A 19378-nucleotide genomic window follows, 5' to 3' on the forward strand; every position below is an offset into this window, starting at 1 on the left:
ATGGTGCTGCTGGCCCATCCCGCTCCCCAAGCAGGCTTTGAGGCCCCGTTTGAGATGCTGCAGGCCTGCCATGAGCGGGTGCCGCGCAGCCTGGCGCTGATGGCGCGCTTGCAGCAGCATCTGCAGGCGGTGGGCTTCGACGACAACGCGCGCCAGGCCGCGTGCGATGTGCTGCGCTACTTTGATGTGGCGGCTCCTTTGCACCACCAGGACGAGGAACTGCACGTGTTCCCTCCTTTGCTGCTGGGGGCCGACACGGCGATGCGCAGCCTGGTGCGCCAGCTCATGCAAGACCACCGCGACATGGAGACGGCGTGGGTGGATGCGCGTGCCGTGTTGCAGGCAGTGGCCCAGCAAGGATTGGCAACGCTGGCGGATGCGCGGACCCAGTCACTGGAACGCTTTGCAGCGCTATACGGGCAACATATCGTGCATGAGGAGGCGCTGGCCTATCCGGCTGCACAGGCGGTGTTGTCTGCTGCTGCATTGAGCGCCATGGCCCGGGACATGATGCAACGCCGTGGGGTTCGGCCCCTGCCTGCCTGAAGTTTGCGGTCGACGTGGGGGCTCAGGCGGGGCTTGCAGACATGCTGCCCCGGCGCACGCAGTGTTTGCCAGCGTTTTTGCCTTCGTACATGGCGGCGTCGGCGCATTTGATCAAGGCAATGGCGTTGTGCCCGTCGTGGGGGGCGAGGGCGTAGCCGGCAGTCAGGCCGATGTGGCAGCGCTGCCCCGCGAGTTCAAAAGGCGAATCGAAGGCCTTGAGCAGTTTCTCGCCAATGTCCCTTGCTTGCTGGTCGCTGTGCAGCCCGCAGGACATCACCACAAATTCATCGCCGCCCAAGCGGGAAATGACGTCGCTGCTACGCACGTTGGATTGCAGGCGCTGGGCCACTGCAATGAGGAGCTCGTCCCCCACGTCGTGGCCGTACTGGTCGTTGATTTGCTTGAACCCATCGAGGTCGAGCACGTACACGGCGACCATGTCTTCGGCCCGTGCCAACTGGATGGCCGACTCCACGGCCGCATGCAGGCCGCGCCGATTGGGAAGCCCGGTGAGCGGGTCCGTGTGGACCAAAGACTGCAGCCTGTCCCGCTCCAGCGTGGCATGCTGCACCGCGATGTGCAGTGCTTTGGTGCGCAGCCCCAGCACGCGCATGAAGATCAGCATGTCAATCGTGGCGCCGATCTGGAAGGCGTGCATCGTCCAGAAATTGGCGTCTACACGGCCTTTGATCACCTGGATCAGGATGAAGGTGCTGATGAAATAGGTGGCCCATGCCACCAGAAAGTAGATGCCCACGCTGTCGCCCCGACGTGCCCGGGCCATGGCGCCTGGCCCGGCCAGCAGCGGCGGCGCCAGCCCAATGGTGCTGACAATCGCGGTCACGACAAATACATCGATGACGTTGAACGCGTACAGCACGGCGGAAATCGCTGTAACGCCCGCACCCACTTTCATCAGTCGGCGCTGCCAAGGCTTCAGGTCCGGGCCGGCCAAGGCCTGCTCGTTGAACAGAAAGGAGCCGGTGGCGGCAATCAGTGCGGACAGCCCCCCCATATGGATCTCGGCCCAGTTGTTGCCGCCCCACAGGTACTGGGAGCCAATGCCAAAGTGCAACAAGGAGAACAGCAGGCTGCCCGTTATCAGCAGCGCGTACTTGGCGTACAGGGGCTCGCGCAGGGTCAGCCACTGGGTCAGGCTGTAGACCAGCAGGCACAGGGCCAGTCCGGTCAGTAGCCCCTGCAGCATCTGCTCTTGCAGCGCCCGCGCATAAAACGTGTTGGGCTTGCTCAGGGTGATGGGCAGGATCATGGTGCCCGTGTTGGTGATGCGCAGGTACAGGTCGTAGGAGTCGCCCGGCTTGAGCTGCAACCCAAAACTGTGCGCGCGCCCCTGGATCACCCGGTTCTCATAGGGTTCCAGGTTGCCCTGCTGCATGCGCTTGACCACCTGCGTGCCCTGGGTCAGGTACATCTCAATGTGGTTGAGCACCGGGTAGTCGATGTCCAAGACCCACAGACCATCCCCGGAAGGGGCCACGTTCAAGGGGATGTGCAGCCAGACATGGTGATGGGCCATGCCCAACGTGCCATACGCGGTGGTGGGGGCTTCAAACTGGTCGTTGCGGATCATGACCTCCTGCAAGCCCAGTGTTTGTCCAGGGTCCGCCAGTACACGCAGCGCGTGCCAGACCGGGGCGGAACCGAGTTTGTCGTCCAGGTGCACGACCGCTGTTTGTGCCGATGCGCCAGCTATCCCACCCAGCAGGACGCAGGCCCGCAGCACCTGTCCCAAGATCCAGCGAACCATCGAATGCATTCCAGTTTTCATCCAACGATGTGTTTTTGAGGTTCGATTTTCTGCCTGTGCTGGCATTCTAGAGACACGCGGTGTCATGGGTACGGCGATGGTTTGTGGGGAAATTGCGCAGCAGGTAACGTGATCTATGCGTTCCGCGCATAATCGCGCCCCATGGAAACCAAATGGCTTGAAGACTTTGTGTCTTTGGCTGAGACCCGCAGTTTCAGCCGCTCCGCGCAGTTGCGCCACGTCACCCAGCCCGCGTTTTCGCGGCGCATCCAGTCGCTGGAGGCCTGGGCCGGCACCGATCTGGTGGACCGCAGCAGTTACCCCACGCGTCTGACACCGGCGGGTGAAACCCTTTACGACCAGTCGCTGGAGGTGCTGCAAGCCCTGCAAAGTACACGCGCCATGCTGCGTGGGCATACCACCGCCGCGCAAGACGTGGTGGAGTTTGCCGTGCCGCATACGCTGGCCTTCACGTTTTTCCCCGCGTGGGTATCTGAACTGCGTGAGAAGTTTGGTCCGCTCAAAAGCCGCTTGATTGCGCTCAATGTGCACGATGCCGTCATGCGACTGGTCGAGGGGAGTTGCGACCTGCTGATTGCCTACCACCACCCTTCGCAGCCCTACCAGCTGGACGCCGACCGTTACGAAATGGTGAGCCTGGGGGAGGAGGTGGTGGCGCCTTACTCCAAACCCGACGCAGAGGGAAACCCCATGTTTGCACTGCCTGGCAAAGTGGGGCAGCCTTTGCCGTACTTGGGTTATGCGCCTGGCGCCTATCTGGGGCAGATGGTGGAGTTGATCCTCAAGCAGGCCGACGTTGCCATCCATTTCGACCGGGTGTATGAGACAGACATGGCCGAAGGTCTGAAGGCCATGGCCTTGGAGGGACATGGCGTGGCCTTTTTGCCCTACAGCGCAGTCAAAAAAGATCTGCGTGCCAAAAAATTGGTGAGCGCCCTGCCTGCGCCCATGAAAGGCCTGCAAATCACCATGGAAGTGCGTGCTTACCGCGAGCGCCTCTCCAGCCGCGAGGCCGCCCGTGGCCTGAATGCGGCCCAACGGGCGCAGACCCGCACACCCAAGGGCTCGGCCCAAGCGCTTTGGGACTACCTGCTGACCCAGGGCACTGCGGCATAGAAGTTGCATTCCGTTTTTGCATGCCGCGCCAAACAATCGGCATTGGCGGCGGGACTAGGCGCTGGCTAGAGTGGCCAGCTTCGGTCAACCTTGGTCGTTGGAGTTTGTATGCAAAAAAGTATGTGGTGCCTGTGGGGCGCAATGGGCTTGGCGATGCTGGCCACCGGTCGCGTGCACGCCGGCGTGTTGGAGCGCGTGGCCGCTGGTGGGCCGCTGGTGGTGGCCCACCGCGAATCCTCGATTCCGTTCTCTTACCTGGACGGCAAAAAAGAAGCGGTGGGTTACGCCGTGGACCTGTGCCTCAAGCTGGCCGAGGCCGTGCGCAAGAAAACCGGTGTCAAAAACATGCCGGTCGAATTTTTGCAGGTGACGCCAGCCAACCGCATTGCCATGGTGGAAACTGGCAAGGCCGATCTGGAGTGTGGCTCCACCACCAACAACGCTGAACGCCGCCAGAAGGTGGCTTTCACCATTCCCCACTTCATTACCGGCGCGCGCATGCTGGTGCGCACGGAGAGCAAGGTTGAGCGAATTGAAGACCTGTATGGCAAAAAGTTGGTGTCTACCAAAGGCACCACACCATTGAAGGCGGCCGAGCAAGCCAACCGCGAGCGCTTGCTGCACATCACCATCCTTGAAGCACCTGACCACGCCAAGGCGGTAGAGATGGTGGAGAGTGGCGAAGCCGACGCCTTTGTGATGGACGACGTGCTGCTTTATGGCCTGGCCGCCAACCGCCCCAAGCCAGAGGCCCTGAAGGTGGTGGGCAAATTCCTGACCACCGAACCGCTGGCCATCATGCTGCCCAAGAACGACCCGGAGTTCAAAAAACTCATCGACGAGGAAATGCGCCGCCTGATCGTGAGCAAAGAGATCCAGCCCATTTACGACAAGTGGTTCCTCAAGGCGATTCCGCCCAACGACAAACCGCTGAATCTGCCTGTGAGCTATCTGCTCAAGGACTTCTGGAAGTACCCCAGCGACTTTGTGCCCTTCTGAGGGGCAGAGGGCATCGGCGCGATTTGGGACAATAGTGCCCATGACCGCAACCTCCAATTCCCTCACCATCACCCGCCCCGACGACTGGCACCTGCACGTGCGCGACGGCGCTGCCTTGCACACCGTGGTGCCGCACACGGCTGCCCAGTTTGGGCGCGCCATCATCATGCCCAACCTCAAGCCACCGGTCACCACGGCGGAGCAGGCCCTGGCCTACAAGGCGCGCATCCAGGCCGCGGTGCCCGCAGGCGTGCAGTTCGAGCCGCTGATGACGCTCTACCTCACCGACAACCTGCCCGCCGAAGAAATCGCGCGGGCCAAGGACGCTGGCGTGGTGGCGGCCAAGCTCTACCCCGCAGGTGCCACCACCAACAGCGATGCCGGTGTGACGGACCTGCGCAAGACCTACAAGACGCTGGAGGCCATGCAAAAGGCCGGTTTGCTGCTGCTGGTGCACGGCGAGGTGACCAGCAGCGATATCGACCTGTTCGACCGCGAAGCCGTGTTCATCGACACGCAGCTGATTCCGCTGCGCAAAGACTTTCCTGAACTCAAGATCGTGTTCGAGCACATCACCACGAAAGAGGCTGCGCAGTACGTGGCGGACAGTGACCGGTTTACGGCGGCCAGCATCACCGCCCACCATCTGCTCTACAACCGCAACGCCATCTTCACCGGTGGCATTCGCCCGCACTACTACTGCCTGCCCGTGCTCAAGCGTGAAACACACCGCCTGGCGCTGGTACAGGCCGCCACTGGCGGCAGCGCCAAATTCTTTTTGGGAACCGACAGCGCGCCGCACCCCACGCACCTGAAGGAGCATGCCACCGGCTGCGCGGGCTGCTACACCGCCCACGCGGCCATGGAGCTCTACGCCCAGGCCTTTGACACCGCGGGCGAATTGGACAAGCTGGAGGGCTTTGCGTCCTTCTTTGGTGCCGACTTCTACGGCCTGTCGCGTAATACCGGCACCATCACCCTGAAGCGCGAAAGCTGGACGCCTCCCGAGAGTTTTGCCTTCGGCGAAACTTCCCTCAAACCCCTGGCCGCGGGCGAAGCACTGCAGTGGCGCATGGTTTGAAGAGGGGGGGGGGGGGGGGGGGGGGGGGGGGGGCTGGGGGCCGGGGCGGCGGGGGGGGCCCGGGGGCTGGGGGGGCGGTAGGGGGGCCCGGTATGCCGCCATCAACTGGGATGCCCCTTGGCTGGCACCCTGGCGTGCCGCGGGCGAGGGACTGGCGGCGCAGGTCAACACAGGCCTGAGCGTTGCCGATGCCTTGAATGCGGCCCAGCGTGCCCCGGTGCAGTTTGTGCCGCAAGCCGAACTGCCCGTGGGCATGGCGTACGAGCAGTACATCTTTGACACCGCCCGCGTTCCCACGCGCGACGGCCTGCACGACTTTTTCAATGGGCTGTGTTGGTTGCACTTTCCACAAGCCAAAAAAAGGCTCAACCAGTTGCAGGCCGAGCAAATTGCGCAATCCGGCATCCAGCCGGTGCGCGGTCCGGCGCGTGATGCGCTCACGGTGTTTGACGAAAACGCCGCCTTGCTGGTGGCGCCCGAGCCGCTGTGGCAGGCCCTGCAAGCCAAGGACTGGGACGCCGTGTTTGGCCGCTTGCGCCCGCTCTGGGGTCAGGCCTCTCTGGTGCTGTTTGGCCACGCCCTGTTGGAGAAGCTGGTTTATCCACGAAAACCAATCACAGCCCACGTACTGATTGCACAAGCAGCTATTAAATCCATAGCGGATCTGGATATCTGGCTGGCCCAGACCCTATCGGCTCCACTCTTGGCTAGCAAGCCGTTCGCGCACCTGCCGGTGTTGGGTGTGCCGGGCTGGTGGCCTGACAACGAGGTTCCGGAGTTTTACGCTGACCCCAGCGTCTTCCGCGCACCGCGCCCGCCCGCAGCCTGAGCGTGGGGGCCGCAATTTGCCGCCGGGCCGCCCCAAGGCAAATTCGCCCCCTTGCGGGGGGCAGCGACCCGCGACAGCGGCGGAGCGTGGGGGCTACCATTGGCCGCTGGGCCGCCCCAAGGCCAATGCACCCCCTTGGGGGGCAGCGACCCGCGACAGCGGCGGAGCGCGGGGGCTAAGCTGTTAGGCCTTGAGCTTGAGCAAATGCACCATGACGCGGGCGGTAGTCAGGTCCAGGTCGATCAGGTTGACAAGGTCCTTGCCGGACATCCAGGACGCATCCCAATGGTTTTGTTTGAGGGTGGCTTTCCAGGCGTCGTGTTGCGTGGCCAGGCGTACGGCTTCCACCATCTCTGCCTGCCGGCCTGCGGAAACGCCTTTGCCCGTGAAGACGGCGCGCCAGTTGGACATTTCGGCTTGCACGCCCTGTTCGCGGATGGCGGGGATGCCAAACGAAGGTTTGCGGGAAGACACACCAATCGCACGCAGCTGGCCACCCGCCAGTTGTGCGCTGAATTCGCTGTAGCCAGAGATCCCCACCGCTGCCTTGCCAGCCAGCAGGGCGGATACCACGTCCACGCCGCTGGCGAAGGGCTGGTAGTTCAGGTCTTCCGGGTTCGCTCCCGCAGCACGCGCAAACACACCAGCAAAAATGTGGTCTACCCCGCCTGCAGAGCCTCCCGCAATGGCGACGCCTTTGAGGTTGGCCTTCATGCTCGCGCTGAGGTCGGCCACGCTCTGGATGGGCGAGTTGGCTGCCACCACCATCACCAGGTAGTCGCTGGTCAGGCGGGCCACCGGCTGGATGGCGCTCAAGTCCACCGCCGGCCGCTGCAGGGCCACCGCGCCCACCATCACGGTGCCACCCACGATCAGGGTGTTGGCATCGGCGTTGTATTTCTCGGCATAGTGGGCCAGGCCCAGCGTGCCGCCTTTGCCGCCTTTGTTCTCAAACTCCACCTCATCCACGACGCCGGCCGAGATCATGGCGGTGCCCAAGGCGCGGCCGGTTTGGTCCCAGCCACCGCCCGGGTTGGCGGGAATCACGATACGCAGCTTGGCTGCCAGCTTGTTGCCTGCCTTGGGTTTGGCAACCGCAGCGGGTTTGGCGGATTGGCTCCAGCTGGGCAGTGCGACGCCGGAAAGGGCGATAGACAGGCCAGTGATGAGGCGACGGCGTTGGATGTGGTGCATGTCTTGGATGCGCAAGCGCGCGCAGGGGGAATCAAAGGAGGGGATATTAGGGGTGTTTGATGACGCCAGGCTCCAAGTTCGCGGTTTGGGAGGCAAAAGTCCATAAACTTCGTGGGCCCAAGGCCGCGCCAAAGCTTGAAATCAGCGCGAGCGCCCCTACCATCCGTGTCAACGACGGGAGCCCCGTCGCTTTCCGAAAGAAGAACCATGAAACGTATTGTCTTGTTTGTAATGACCAACCTGGCCGTGGTGCTGGTGTTGGGTGTGGTGGCCAATTTGTTGGGCGTCAACCGCTTTTTGACCGCCAACGGCCTGAATCTGGGCGCGCTGCTGGGCTTTGCACTCATCATGGGTTTTGGTGGCGCCATCATCTCGCTGCTGATCAGCAAGCCCATGGCCAAGTGGACCTCGGGCGTGCGTGTGATCGACCAGCCCCAGAACATGGATGAAGCCTGGATTGTGGACACGGTGCGCAAGTTCGCCGACAAGGCCGGCATTGGCATGCCCGAAGTGGGTATCTTCGAGGGCGCACCCAACGCCTTTGCCACTGGCGCGTTCAAGAACTCGGCTCTGGTGGCGGTGAGCACCGGCTTGCTGCAGGGCATGACGCGGGATGAGATTGAGGCCGTGATTGGCCACGAGGTGGCCCACATTGCCAACGGCGACATGGTGACCATGACGCTGATCCAGGGTGTGATGAACACCTTTGTGGTGTTCATCAGCCGCGTGGTGGGGTACGCCGTGGACAGCTTCTTGCGCAAGAACGATGAGCAAAGCAGCGGCCCCGGCATCGGCTACTACGTCACCACCATCGTGCTCGACATCGTGCTGGGCTTTGTGGCCGCCATCATCGTGGCCTGGTTCAGCCGCCAGCGTGAATTCCGTGCGGACGCAGGTGCTGCCCAACTGATGGGCCGCAAGCAGCCGATGATGAATGCGCTGGCCCGCCTGGGTGGCATGACACCCGGCGAGCTGCCCAAGAGCGTGGCCGCCATGGGTATTGCCGGTGGCATTGGCCAGCTGTTCTCGACCCACCCGCCGATTGAAGAGCGCATCGCTGCCCTGCAAGCCTCTGGCAATTGATGGGTGCGGCGCACGCCGCGTACTGCGACCCCTTTGCGCCCCGTGTGCAAAGGGGTTTTGTTTTTTGGGGCGTGTTACAAAGCAGGCCCGATGGATGGAACGGATGTGCAGATGGACCTCTCGACTTGGCTTGCCTTTTTTGCCGCCTCCTGGGCGATCAGTATTTCGCCCGGTGCGGGGGCGGTGGCCGCCATGAGCGCGGGGCTCAACCACGGCTTTCGGCGCGGCTACATCACCACGCTGGGCTTAGTGCTGGGCATCTGGACGCAGATCGTGGTGGTCGGCGTGGGGCTGGGCGCGGTGGTGGCTACCAGCGCCACCGCCTTTCTGGTCATCAAGTGGGCCGGTGTGGCCTATCTGGTGTGGTTGGGCATCCAGCAGTGGCGGGCGCCCGCCGTGCCGCTGGCGGCCAAGACCGAAGAGGCCGGCCAAGCCAGCGTGCGCAGCATGGTGTTCCGGGCCTGGGTTATCAATGCGCTGAACCCCAAGGGCACCGTGTTTCTGCTGGCTGTGGTGCCGCAGTTTCTGAACCTGGCCCAGCCGCTGGCACCGCAGTACCTGGTGATTGCGGCCACATTGGGCTTTACCGATCTGGTGGTGATGGGTGGCTACACCGCGCTGGCAGCCAAGGTGCTGCGTGCCCTCAAATCGGAATCTCACCTGCGGGCCCTGAACCGGGTATTTGGTGGCTTGTTTGTGGCCGCAGGCACGCTGCTGGCGTTTTTCAAGCGCGCGGCGTGAGCAGGTCCAGCGCCAGCGCCTCGGCCACTTTGATGCCGTCCACCCCCGCAGACAAAATGCCGCCGGCGTAGCTGGCGCCTTCGCCGGCCGGGTACAGGCCGCGCACGTTGGTGCTTTGCAGGTCCTCGCCGCGCGGCATCTTGATGGGGCTGGAGGTGCGGGTTTCCACCCCGGTCAGCACCGCATCGGCCATGTCAAAGCCTTTGATTTTTTTGCCAAACGCCGGCAGCGCCTCGCGTAGCGCGGCAATGGCGTAGCCGGGCAGGCTGGGCGCCAGGTCACCCAGCTTCACGCCCGGCTTGTACGACGGGGTCACGCTACCAAACTCGGTGGAGTGCTTGGCGGCGATGAAGTCGCCTACCAGTTGGCCGGGCGCTTCGTAAGTACCGCCGCCCAGGGTATAGGCGCCACTCTCCAGCTGGCGCTGGAACGCAATGCCGGACAGGGGGTGTGCGGCCTTGGGGTCTTGGGCTTTCATGGCCGCGGCCTCGGCCGCGTAGCGCCGGCCTTTCTCGTCGCCAAAGGCGTGTACGAATGCGGCTTCGTCGTCCGGGTAGTCGGGTGGGTCGATGCCCACCACCATGCCAGCGTTGGCATTGCGCTCGTTGCGCGAGTACTGGCTCATGCCGTTGGTGACCACACGGCCGGGCTCGCTGGTAGCGGCCACCACGGTGCCGCCGGGGCACATGCAGAAGCTGTAGACCGCGCGCCCGTTCGCCGCATGGTGCACCAGCTTGTAGTCCGCCGCGCCCAAGAGTGGGTGGCCTGCGTGGCGGCCCCAGCGTGCGCGGTCGATCACGCTTTGCGGGTGTTCGATGCGAAAGCCCACCGAGAACGGCTTGCTCTGCATGGCCACACCGCGCTCATAGAGCATGGCAAAGGTGTCGCGGGAACTGTGGCCCAGCGCCATCACGACATGGCGGGCGGGCAGCACATAACGCTCGCCATTCTGAAGGTTTTCGACCTCCAGCCCTCGTAGATATTGCGCGGATAGCTCCTGATTTAATAGCACATCCGTCACGCGCTGCTCAAACCGAATCTCGCCACCCAGCGCGATGATCTGCTCGCGGATGCCTTCCACCACCTTCACCAGCTTGAAGGTGCCGATGTGTGGGTGCGCTTCGTACAGGATCTCGGCTGGCGCACCGTGCTGCACAAACTCGTGCATGACCTTGCGGCCCAGAAAGCGCGGGTCCTTGATCTGGCTGTAGAGCTTGCCATCTGAAAACGTGCCGGCGCCGCCCTCGCCAAACTGCACATTGCTCTCGGGGTTCAGGTTCTTCTTGCGCCACAGGCCCCAGGTGTCCTTGGTGCGCTCGCGCACCGGTTTGCCGCGCTCCAGCACAATGGGTTTGAAGCCCATTTGCGCCAGCACCAGTGCGGCAAACATGCCGCACGGCCCAAAGCCCACCACCACGGGGCGCTCGGCCAGATCGGCCGGGGCTTGCGCGACCAGGCGGTAGACCATGTCCGGTGTGGGCAGGATGTGTGGGTGGTTCGGGAATTTGGCGAGTAATGGCGCTTCCAGCGCCGGGTCCGTCAGTGTGAGGTCCACGATGTAGACCGCCAGCAAATCGGCCTTGCGCGCATCAAAGCTGCGCTTGAAGACACGCAGATCGGCGATGGTCGCCATGTCGATGCCCAGCGCCTGGGCGCAGAGGCGCTTGAGCGCATCGATCGGGTGCGCCACGGGCGCGCGGTCGGCCTCGGTCTCGGTGGGGGCGTCGGCGGCGCGGCGCTCTTCCACGGGCAAGGCGGACAGGGGAAGTTTGAGTTCGGTCAGGCGGATCATGGTGCGGGCTCGTGGTTATCAAGCAAGGCCCAGATTTTACGCGCCACCCGTTGTGTGGGCCCCCTCAGAGGCGCAGGCGACTGCGTCAGTGCGGTCCGCTGGAGCAGTCTGCCGAAGGGCTGTGACCAAACAGTTTGCGGTAGTCGCTGGAGAACTGGCTGAAGTGCCAGAAGCTCCAGTCCGCAGCCACATCACTGACGGTGCTGGCGGCCTTGTTCCGCAAATCGCGCCGCGCGCCATTGAGGCGCAGGATGCGCAGGTACTGCAGGGGGGCCATGCCCAGCACATCTTCAAAGCAGTATTGCAGGGTGCGGCGACTCACAAACAGCTGCTGGCACAGGTCAGGCACGGTGATGGCCTGGTCGTGGTGGGCCAGCAGGTAGTCGCGCGCCTTGGCCACGATGCGCTGGCGCCGGGCAAAGCTGTCGCGCACCTCACGCTCCACCACCCCCGTGTCGATCAGGGGCAGCAGGGCTGCCAGCGCCGCGTGTTGGGTGGCATCGGCGTCGCCCGGGTGATGGGGGTGCTGCAACAAGGCACCCAGGGTGTGCAGACACTGCTGGCGTGCTGCCGGGGAGGCATGCACCAGTTCGGCCCCGCGCAAGCGTTCCCAGTCAATCGCGTAGCCCAAGCGCTGCGCCGCGTCGTGCAGGGTGTCCTGGCGCACCACAATGCCAAAAATGGTGTAGTCCGCCGGGGTGATGAGTTCGAACTCGCAGTTGCCCGGACGTACCAGCACCCCGTTGGGTGCCACCGTGCGGCCGTTGATGCGGGTCGCCTGCGCCGAGTACGGCAAGCCAAACCAGAGTGCGTCTGGCCATACGCAGCACGACTGGCGCATGCCCTGGCTGGTGCTTTCCCGGAACACCTGCATGGCGGGGAGTTGCAGCTCTTCCAGCAGGCCGTGGAACACGCCGGCGGTAGTCTGGTCGTAACACTGCTCCCAGTTGGTGAGGTTGCTGGCGTGTTCATCCGCATCCATGGCCTCCACGATGCGGAGTGCGGGCGCTTGTATGTGGTGCATGGGGTCCTCCAACGGTGCAAGCCCAGGCCGGCGCACCGCGCGGGTGCGCACTGCAGGTTTGCCGATTTTCGATACCGGCTTGGCGCGGGGCTGCCTACAGTCGCTGCAAGCAAAGCCCGTGCCGCAATGCATGGGCGCCCTGTCTCAATCCCTGTCGGAGGAAATCCATGTCATCTGCACAACCATCCACGGGCGCACACACGCTCAAACCGGTGCTTAGCACCCTTCAGCTCTGGGGCATTGCCGTGGGGCTGGTGATCTCGGGCGAGTATTTCGGCTGGAGCTTCGGCTGGGCCTCGGCTGGCACCCTGGGCTTCACGGTAACGGCGCTGTTCATTGCGGCCATGTACACCACCTTCATCTTCAGCTTCACCGAGCTGACCACCGCTATCCCGCATGCTGGTGGCCCGTTTGCGTACAGCAAGCGCGCGTTTGGCCCCACGGGGGGGTATCTGGCCGGGGCGGCCACGTTGGTGGAGTTCGTCTTTGCGCCGCCGGCCATTGCGCTGGCCATTGGCGCCTACCTGAACGTGCAGTTCCCGTCCCTGGACCCAAAGATGGCTGCCTTGGGCGCCTACCTGGTGTTCATGACACTCAACATCGTGGGCGTGCAGATTGCCGCCACGTTTGAGTTGTGTATCACCGTGATTGCGATTTTTGAGCTGCTGGTGTTCATGGGCGTGGTGTCGCCTGGCTTCTCCATGGCCAACTTCACCAAGGGCGGCTGGTCTGGCAGTGATGACTTCAGCTGGGCCGCGATCCCCGGCATGTTTGCGGCCATCCCGTTTGCCATCTGGTTCTTCTTGGCGATTGAAGGCGTGGCCATGGCGGCCGAAGAAGCCAAAGACCCGAAGCGCTCCATCCCGATTGCCTACATCACGGGCATCCTGACGCTGGTGTTTCTGGCCATTGGCGTGATGGTGTTTGCCGGTGGCTCCGGCGACTGGACCAAGCTCTCCAACATCAACGACCCACTGCCCCAGGCCATGAAGCTCATCGTGGGCGAAAACAGTGGCTGGTTGCATATGCTGGTGTGGCTGGGCCTGTTTGGTCTGGTGGCATCGTTCCACGGCATCATCCTGGGCTACTCGCGCCAGATCTACGCCCTGTCGCGGGAGGCCTTTTTGCCGTCTTACTTTGCCAAGGTGCACCCCCGCTTCAAGACCCCGCACCGCGCCATCCTGGCCGGTGGTGTGGTTGGCATTGCCGCAATTTATAGCGATGCCTTCATCACCATCGGCGGCCAGTCGCTCACTGCCAACATCGTCACCATGTCGGTGTTTGGTGCCATCTTGATGTACATCCTGAGCATGCTGAGCCTGTTCAAGCTGCGTCGCACCGAGCCTGCCATGGTGCGCCCCTTCCGTGCGCCGCTGTACCCTTTCTTTCCGGCGTTTGCCTTGTTTGGTGCATTGGTCTGCATGGGCACCATGATTTATTACAACCCGCTGATTTTTGGCTTGTTCGTGGGCTTCCTGGTGCTGGGCTACGGCTACTTTAAGATGACCGGCCAACAGCGCGCCGACGCGCTGCCCTTGGGCGCCAGCGCCCCCATCGCCAAATAAACGGCCACCATCCAACCGCCTGCCTATTCTGTGCCAAACGCCATCTATCGCCACACCGTAGGCAGCCGGACCTACGGCTTCCGGGACCTCAAAGACCTCATGGCCAAGGCCACGCCGCTGCGCTCGGGCGATGTGCTGGCCGGCGTGGCGGCGCACAGTGCGGAGGAGCGGGTGGTGGCGCAGATGGTGCTAGCCGAGCTGCCGCTGCGCACCTTTCTGAACGAAGCGCTGGTGCCCTACGAGGAGGACGAGGTTACCCGCCTCATCCTCGACAGCCACGACGCTGCCGCATTTGCCCCCATTCGCCACTTGACTGTGGGCGACTTCCGCAACTGGCTGTTGAGCGACGCGGTAGACAGTGAGACGCTGGCGGCGGTGGCCCCAGGCATCACGCCGGAAATGGCGGCAGCTGTGAGCAAAATCATGCGCAACCAGGACCTGATTCTGGTGGCCAAGAAGTGCCGCGTGGTCACCGCTTTCCGCAGCACCATAGGCCTGGCGGGTCGCATGGCCACGCGCCTGCAGCCCAACCACCCGACCGACGACACCACCGGCATCGCTGCGAGCCTGCTGGACGGTCTGCTTTACGGCAGTGGCGATGCGGTGATTGGCATCAACCCTGCCACCGATAACGTGGCCCAGGTGGTCAAGCTGGTGCACATGATGGACGACATCATTCGCCACTACGCCATTCCCACCCAGTCCTGTGTGCTCACGCATGTAACCAATACGGTACAGGCGATCGAACGCGGCGCTCCGGTGGACCTGGTATTCCAATCCATCGGCGGCACCGAGGCGACCAACCGCAGCTTTGGCCTGAACTTGGCGCTCTTGGCCGAGGCGCGCAGTGCCGCCTTGTCGCTGAACCGCGGCACGGTGGGCGACAACGTGATGTACTTTGAGACCGGGCAGGGCAGCGCTTTGTCCGCCAATGCGCACCACGGCATGGACCAGCAAACCTGTGAAACGCGCGCCTATGCGGTGGCGCGTGCGTTCAAGCCGCTGCTGGTCAACACGGTGGTGGGGTTCATCGGCCCCGAATACCTGTTCGACGGTAAACAAATCATTCGCGCCGGGCTGGAAGACCACTTCTGTGCCAAGCTGCTGGGCCTGCCCATGGGTTGCGACGTCTGCTACACCAACCATGCCGAGGCTGACCAGAACGACATGGATGTGCTGTTGACCTTGCTGGGCGCGGCCGGCTGCAGTTTTGTGATGGGTATTCCGGGCTCGGACGACATCATGCTGAACTACCAGACCACGTCGTTCCATGACGCCTTGTACGCCCGGCGCGTGCTGGGCCTGCGGCCCGCGCCCGAGTTCGAGGCGTGGTTGCAGCGCATGCAGATTTTCAGTGAGGCGGGTGCCGATTTCGCCCTGCATGCCGACGTGCCTCCTGTCTTTCAAAAGGCGCTGTTGCAGCTGGCCTGATGCCTATGGACGACACCCCCATTACCGTCAATCCTTGGGCTGGTCTGCGCCGGTTCACCGATGCGCGCATTGCGCTGGGACGCTCTGGTGTGAGCCTGCCCACGGCGCCCCAGTTGGCCTTCCAGTTGGCCCATGCCCAGGCCCGCGATGCGGTACACCGCGGCTTGGACGTTGCCCGCTTGGCCGATGGATTGGCCGCCGCCTGGCCCGATGCGCCGCCGCCTTGCCTGCTGCTGCACAGCGCCGCCGCCGACCGCAGCCAGTACCTGCAGCGCCCCGATTTGGGCAGGCGGCTGGATGTGGCGTCGCTGGAGGTGCTATCGCAGCTCTACCGGCCTGCGTTCGCGGACGACGTCGTGCAAGACCGCCCCTATGACCTGGCGTTGGTGGTGGCGGACGGTTTGTCCGCATTGGCCATCGAACAGAATGCCGCACCGTTTTTATATGCCTTGCACCAGCGCATGGCGGGTGAGGGCTGGCGCGTGGCACCGCTGTGCATTGCCCAGCAGGCACGCGTGGCGATTGGCGATGACATTGGACAGGCGCTGGGCGCCAAAGCGGTGGTGGTCTTGATTGGGGAGCGCCCGGGCCTTAGCTCACCCGATAGCATGGGCCTGTACCTGACTTGGATGCCCCGCGTGGGACTGAGTGATGCCAGCCGCAACTGCATCTCCAACGTGCGCCCTGCAGGCTTGGCGTATGCGGATGCCGCCTTCAAGCTGCACTACCTGCTGACCCAAGCGCGCCAGCGGCAGCTCTCCGGGGTTGACTTGAAGGACGAAACCGCACCTGCGGCTACCGTCCTGCATGCGGAGCGCGGCAACTTTCTGCTGAAATAAGCTGCCGCGGCCGCGTGGGCTCAGGTGGGCAGGTAGCCGTCCACCGACAGGTAGCGCTCGCCGGTGTCATAGTTGAAGCCCAGCACCGTGCTGCCGGCAGGAATTTCGGGCAGTTTTTGGGCGATGGCGGCCAAGGTGGCGCCGCTGGAAATGCCCACCAACAGCCCCTCCTCGCGTGCGCTGCGGCGGCCGTACTCGCGGGCTGGCTCCGCATCCACCTGGATCACGCCGTCCAGCAGCTCGGTCTTCAGGTTTTTGGGGATGAAGCCTGCACCAATGCCCTGAATGGGGTGGGGCGCTGGGGCGCCGCCGCTGATGACGGGGGAGGCGGTGGGTTCCACCGCAAAAACCTTCAGCTGCGGCCACTGCGCTTTGAGCACCTGCGCCACACCGCTGATGTGGCCGCCCGTGCCGACGCCAGTGACGAGGACGTCGACGCCGTTCGGGAAGTCTTTCAGGATTTCCTGTGCCGTGGTGCGCACGTGCACGTCAATGTTGGCGGGGTTTTCAAACTGTTGGGGAATCCACGCCCCTGGCGTTTGCTCGGCCAGCTCCTGCGCGCGCGCGATGGCGCCTTTCATGCCTTTTTCGCGTGGGGTCAGGTCGAACGTGGCGCCATAGGCCAGCATCAGGCGGCGGCGCTCGATGGACATGCTGTCGGGCATGACCAGAATCAGCTTGTAGCCCTTGACGGCGGCCACCAGGGCCAAGCCCACGCCGGTATTACCCGAGGTGGGTTCGATGATGGTGGCGCCGGGCTTCAGGGCGCCGCTTTTCTCTGCGGCTTCCACCATGGCCAGCGCAATGCGGTCCTTGATGGAGCCGCCAGGGTTGCTGCGCTCGCTCTTCACGAACACCTGGTGGGTGCTGCCAAACAGCTTGTTGATGCGAATGACGGGGGTGTTGCCGATGGTTTGCAGAACGTTGTCGAATGCCATGGGGTGTCTCCGAGTAGGGGGAATCAGTCCCTCATTTTGGCCCCAATGTCTGAATTCCTTGCGACACTTTGGGCATATCCATATGTCCTGGTCAAGTTTTTTCGCACACCCCGATAGGTAGTTGAATTGCCGATTGTTGCTCGAACGCATTGGGTGGCAAGTTGCCCAGTTTAGAGTGCAGTCGCTGGCTGTTGTAGAAGTTGACGATGTAATCTGCGATGTCATTCATGGCCTCTGCGTGATTGGCGTAATCCTTCTGCCAAACACGCTCCATCTTCAAACTCAGGAAGAAGCGCTCCATCACCGCGTTGTCCCAGCAGTTGCCCTTGCGGCTCATACTGCCGACCAGACCATGCTTGCGCAGGAGCTCTTGGTGCATAGCACTGGCGTACTGGCTCCCACGGTCCGAGTGCACGATCAGACCGGGTGCCGGTTTGCGTTGCACGAGCGCCAATTGGAGTGCCTTGCATACCAGCCCGGCCTGCATGTCCGGCGCCATAGCCCAGCCCACCACCTTGCGCGCAAACAAGTCCAGCACCACGGCCAGATACAGCCAACCACTGCGGGTTCGGATGTAGGTGATGTCTGCTACCCAAGCCTGGTTGGGGCGCGTCGGGCTGAACTGGCGGTTCAACACATTGGGTGAGATCGGCAGTGCATGCCGACTGTCGGTGGTGTGCACGAATTTACGCTTCCACGTTGATCGCAGGCCGTGGGCGCGCATCAGACGCCGAACACGGTAGCGGCCTATCACCGTGCCTCGCGCAGCCATGGCCGTACGCAAGCGGCGGCTTCCATAAGCCCCTGCGCTCGCCGCAAACGAAGCCTTCAGTTGCACGCTGGCTTCGCACACCACGGGCTGAGCTTGTGCACGCCTGCGTGCCGCGTAGAAGCCCGAACGACTTACCTCCAACACGCGGCATAGCTGATTGACCGGCACGGCCTTCTGTTGCAGTTGCTCGACAAGCGCAAAGCTCATCGCAGCTCCCGGGCAAAGAAGGCCGACGCTTTTTTTAGGATGTCAACGTCGCCTCGCAGTTGCCTGTTCTCGGCTTCGAGTTGGCGGATGCGCTGTTGCTCAGCTGTCAGGGGCTTGCCGATGCCCGGCTGGCCGAGCTGTTCGGCATCGACTTGGGCCAGCCAGCGCCTTACTGCAGTCTCGCCCAGTTTCATATCCCGGCAGACCTGGCCAATGCTCAGGCCTTGGGATCGGATCATTTCAACGACTTGCAGTTTGAAGCTCGCGTCGAAGACTCTTCGTTTGGATTTCGTCACGGTTATTACCCAGGTGATTTACACCTATCTGTGTGTGCGAATTCATTAGACCAGGACATACCTACGCACATGGAAGCTCCATGTTGCATTCCACGGTGCTCGGAACATTCGAAATAGTGACGGATTTGATCAACCAGTTGTTTCCGCAGGCCGCCAAATGACCCCTTTCTCCCTCCGCATCTTCGTAGCCGATGGCGACCCCGACGGTCTGCGCATCGTTGAAAAGTCCAACTGGATCGGCAAGGCGTTGGTGTTTCCGCGTGCGCTGCTGCCGCAGGTCAAGACCCGACCCGAATTGGCGCAGACCGGCGTGTACCTGCTGCTGGGGCCGCGCCCGGACGGTGAGGGCGACATGCTCTACGTGGGCGAGGGCGACCCCATACGCCCCCGGCTGGAGAGCCACTATGCGCAAAAGGATTTCTGGACTCGCGCCATCGGCTTCACTACCACCACGGCCGGGCAGCTCAACAAGGCGCATGTGCAGTTTCTGGAGTCGCGCCTCATCGCCCTGGCCCGCGCCGCCAAGCGCATGCCGCTGGACAACGCCAACCAGCCCGCCGAGCCCAGCCTGAGCGAGGCCGACCGGGCCGACATGGAAGTCTTTTTGGGCCACATGCTGGGCATGCTGCCGGTGCTGGGGGTGCATGCGTTTGAGCAGGCGCCAGCTGTATCAACTTCTAGTCTGCCTACTGGCACGGCATCTGTCTCCCCCACCTTGCTCTATTGCAAAGGCAAGGGTATCGAGGCGTCTGGATATGAGTCCACCCAGGGCTTTGTGGTGTGTAAGGGTTCGCAGGCCGTGGTGGATGTGGTGCCCTCACTGGAGACCAATAAGCCCGCCCGCCTTGTGCAACGAGAGGACTTGATAGCCCGCGGAGTGGTCGAAATACACGGTGCGACCTACCGCTTTGTGCAGGACTACGTTTTCTCATCGCCCAGCATTGCCGCCACGTTTGTACTTGGCATGAGCAGCAATGGCCGGACCAAATGGCGTGACGCGCAAGGGCGCACTCTGAAAGAGATCCAGGAGCTGGAAGCAGAGCAGTAGTTTTGCTTCTGTTTTGATAGCTGTTTGCGCATATTCTGCAAGGGCTAGAGGCTAAATTCATTACTAACTTGCTTTGTTCTGGTGATTA

The 19378-nt window shown here is 63.0% G+C and carries 17 protein-coding genes; 11 read left to right on the top strand and 6 right to left on the bottom strand.

Annotated features, from left to right (window positions below; all coding sequences use genetic code 11):
• Entirely contained in the window at window positions 1-546 is a 546-nt protein-coding gene (locus U5O12_RS19035) for a hemerythrin domain-containing protein (RefSeq protein WP_322580153.1), read from the top strand.
• Window positions 547-568: 22 nt separating this feature from the next.
• On the opposite strand, the gene U5O12_RS19040 is transcribed toward U5O12_RS19035, so the two are convergent.
• Window positions 569-2314 carry a diguanylate cyclase gene (locus U5O12_RS19040; protein WP_322580154.1) on the bottom strand — a complete coding sequence of 582 codons (1746 nt, stop codon included), beginning with the start codon at window positions 2312-2314 and terminating at the stop codon, window positions 569-571.
• Between the two features lie 162 nt (window positions 2315-2476).
• Between U5O12_RS19040 and U5O12_RS19045 the strand changes: the two genes are divergently transcribed.
• The 4 genes from U5O12_RS19045 to U5O12_RS19060 all read left to right on the top strand — a co-directional run bounded on the left by U5O12_RS19045 (window position 2477) and on the right by U5O12_RS19060 (window position 6360).
• Window positions 2477-3451, top strand: a complete 975-nt coding sequence (locus U5O12_RS19045; RefSeq protein ID WP_322580155.1) for a LysR substrate-binding domain-containing protein — start codon at window positions 2477-2479, stop codon at window positions 3449-3451.
• Between the two features lie 120 nt (window positions 3452-3571).
• The gene (locus U5O12_RS19050; protein WP_322580175.1) at window positions 3572-4450 is read left to right on the top strand and encodes an amino acid ABC transporter substrate-binding protein; all 879 of its coding nucleotides are present in this window, start codon (window positions 3572-3574) and stop codon (window positions 4448-4450) included.
• 40 nt (window positions 4451-4490) lie between these two features.
• The gene (gene pyrC, locus U5O12_RS19055; RefSeq protein ID WP_322580156.1) at window positions 4491-5531 is read left to right on the top strand and encodes a dihydroorotase; all 1041 of its coding nucleotides are present in this window, start codon (window positions 4491-4493) and stop codon (window positions 5529-5531) included.
• A 193-nt stretch (window positions 5532-5724) separates the two neighbouring features.
• Window positions 5725-6360, top strand: a complete 636-nt coding sequence (locus tag U5O12_RS19060; RefSeq protein WP_322580157.1) for a DUF3025 domain-containing protein — start codon at window positions 5725-5727, stop codon at window positions 6358-6360.
• Window positions 6361-6543: 183 nt separating this feature from the next.
• Here U5O12_RS19060 and U5O12_RS19065 read toward each other — a convergent pair whose 3' ends face one another.
• Window positions 6544-7554 carry a Bug family tripartite tricarboxylate transporter substrate binding protein gene (locus U5O12_RS19065; protein WP_322580158.1) on the bottom strand — a complete coding sequence of 337 codons (1011 nt, stop codon included), beginning with the start codon at window positions 7552-7554 and terminating at the stop codon, window positions 6544-6546.
• A gap of 207 nt (window positions 7555-7761) precedes the next feature.
• Here U5O12_RS19065 and htpX point away from each other — a divergent pair, with 207 nt between their 5' ends.
• Entirely contained in the window at window positions 7762-8637 is an 876-nt protein-coding gene (gene htpX, locus U5O12_RS19070; RefSeq protein WP_322580159.1) for a protease HtpX, read from the top strand.
• Between the two features lie 111 nt (window positions 8638-8748).
• Window positions 8749-9378: a LysE family transporter gene (locus U5O12_RS19075; RefSeq protein ID WP_322580176.1), complete on the top strand. Its 630-nt coding sequence runs from the start codon at window positions 8749-8751 to the stop codon at window positions 9376-9378.
• Here U5O12_RS19075 and U5O12_RS19080 read toward each other — a convergent pair.
• Together U5O12_RS19080 and U5O12_RS19085 are read right to left on the bottom strand one after the other, a co-directional pair.
• Window positions 9362-11170 (bottom strand): NAD(P)/FAD-dependent oxidoreductase, encoded by a 1809-nt coding sequence (locus U5O12_RS19080; protein ID WP_322580160.1) that lies wholly within the window; start codon window positions 11168-11170, stop codon window positions 9362-9364. The genes U5O12_RS19075 and U5O12_RS19080 overlap by 17 nt on opposite strands.
• Before the next feature lie 85 nt (window positions 11171-11255).
• Window positions 11256-12194, bottom strand: a complete 939-nt coding sequence (locus tag U5O12_RS19085; protein WP_322580161.1) for a helix-turn-helix domain-containing protein — start codon at window positions 12192-12194, stop codon at window positions 11256-11258.
• Window positions 12195-12361: 167 nt separating this feature from the next.
• Here U5O12_RS19085 and eat point away from each other — a divergent pair, with 167 nt between their 5' ends.
• The 3 genes from eat to eutC are packed head-to-tail and all read left to right on the top strand — an operon-like array spanning window position 12362 to window position 16029.
• Window positions 12362-13759: an ethanolamine permease gene (eat, locus tag U5O12_RS19090; RefSeq protein ID WP_322580162.1), complete on the top strand. Its 1398-nt coding sequence runs from the start codon at window positions 12362-12364 to the stop codon at window positions 13757-13759.
• Between the two features lie 30 nt (window positions 13760-13789).
• Entirely contained in the window at window positions 13790-15190 is a 1401-nt protein-coding gene (locus tag U5O12_RS19095) for an ethanolamine ammonia-lyase subunit EutB (protein ID WP_322580163.1), read from the top strand.
• A 5-nt stretch (window positions 15191-15195) separates the two neighbouring features.
• Complete coding sequence (gene eutC / locus U5O12_RS19100) at window positions 15196-16029, top strand: ethanolamine ammonia-lyase subunit EutC (RefSeq protein WP_322580164.1); 834 nt, start codon at window positions 15196-15198, stop codon at window positions 16027-16029.
• A 20-nt stretch (window positions 16030-16049) separates the two neighbouring features.
• Here eutC and cysK read toward each other — a convergent pair whose 3' ends face one another.
• Window positions 16050-16967, bottom strand: a complete 918-nt coding sequence (cysK, locus tag U5O12_RS19105; protein WP_322580165.1) for a cysteine synthase A — start codon at window positions 16965-16967, stop codon at window positions 16050-16052.
• Window positions 16968-17058: 91 nt separating this feature from the next.
• A protein-coding gene (locus U5O12_RS19110) for an IS3 family transposase (protein ID WP_322580166.1) occupies window positions 17059-18185 on the bottom strand; the annotation gives its coding sequence in 2 pieces (ribosomal slippage) (window positions 17059-17972 and window positions 17972-18185; 1128 coding nt in all).
• A gap of 214 nt (window positions 18186-18399) precedes the next feature.
• Here U5O12_RS19110 and U5O12_RS19115 point away from each other — a divergent pair.
• Complete coding sequence (locus U5O12_RS19115) at window positions 18400-19290, top strand: GIY-YIG nuclease family protein (protein WP_322580167.1); 891 nt, start codon at window positions 18400-18402, stop codon at window positions 19288-19290.
• Window positions 19291-19378 lie beyond the last annotated feature (88 nt).

This window comes from Rhodoferax sp., from assembly GCF_034519335.1.
Classification (GTDB): Bacteria; Pseudomonadota; Gammaproteobacteria; order Burkholderiales; family Burkholderiaceae_C; genus Allorhodoferax.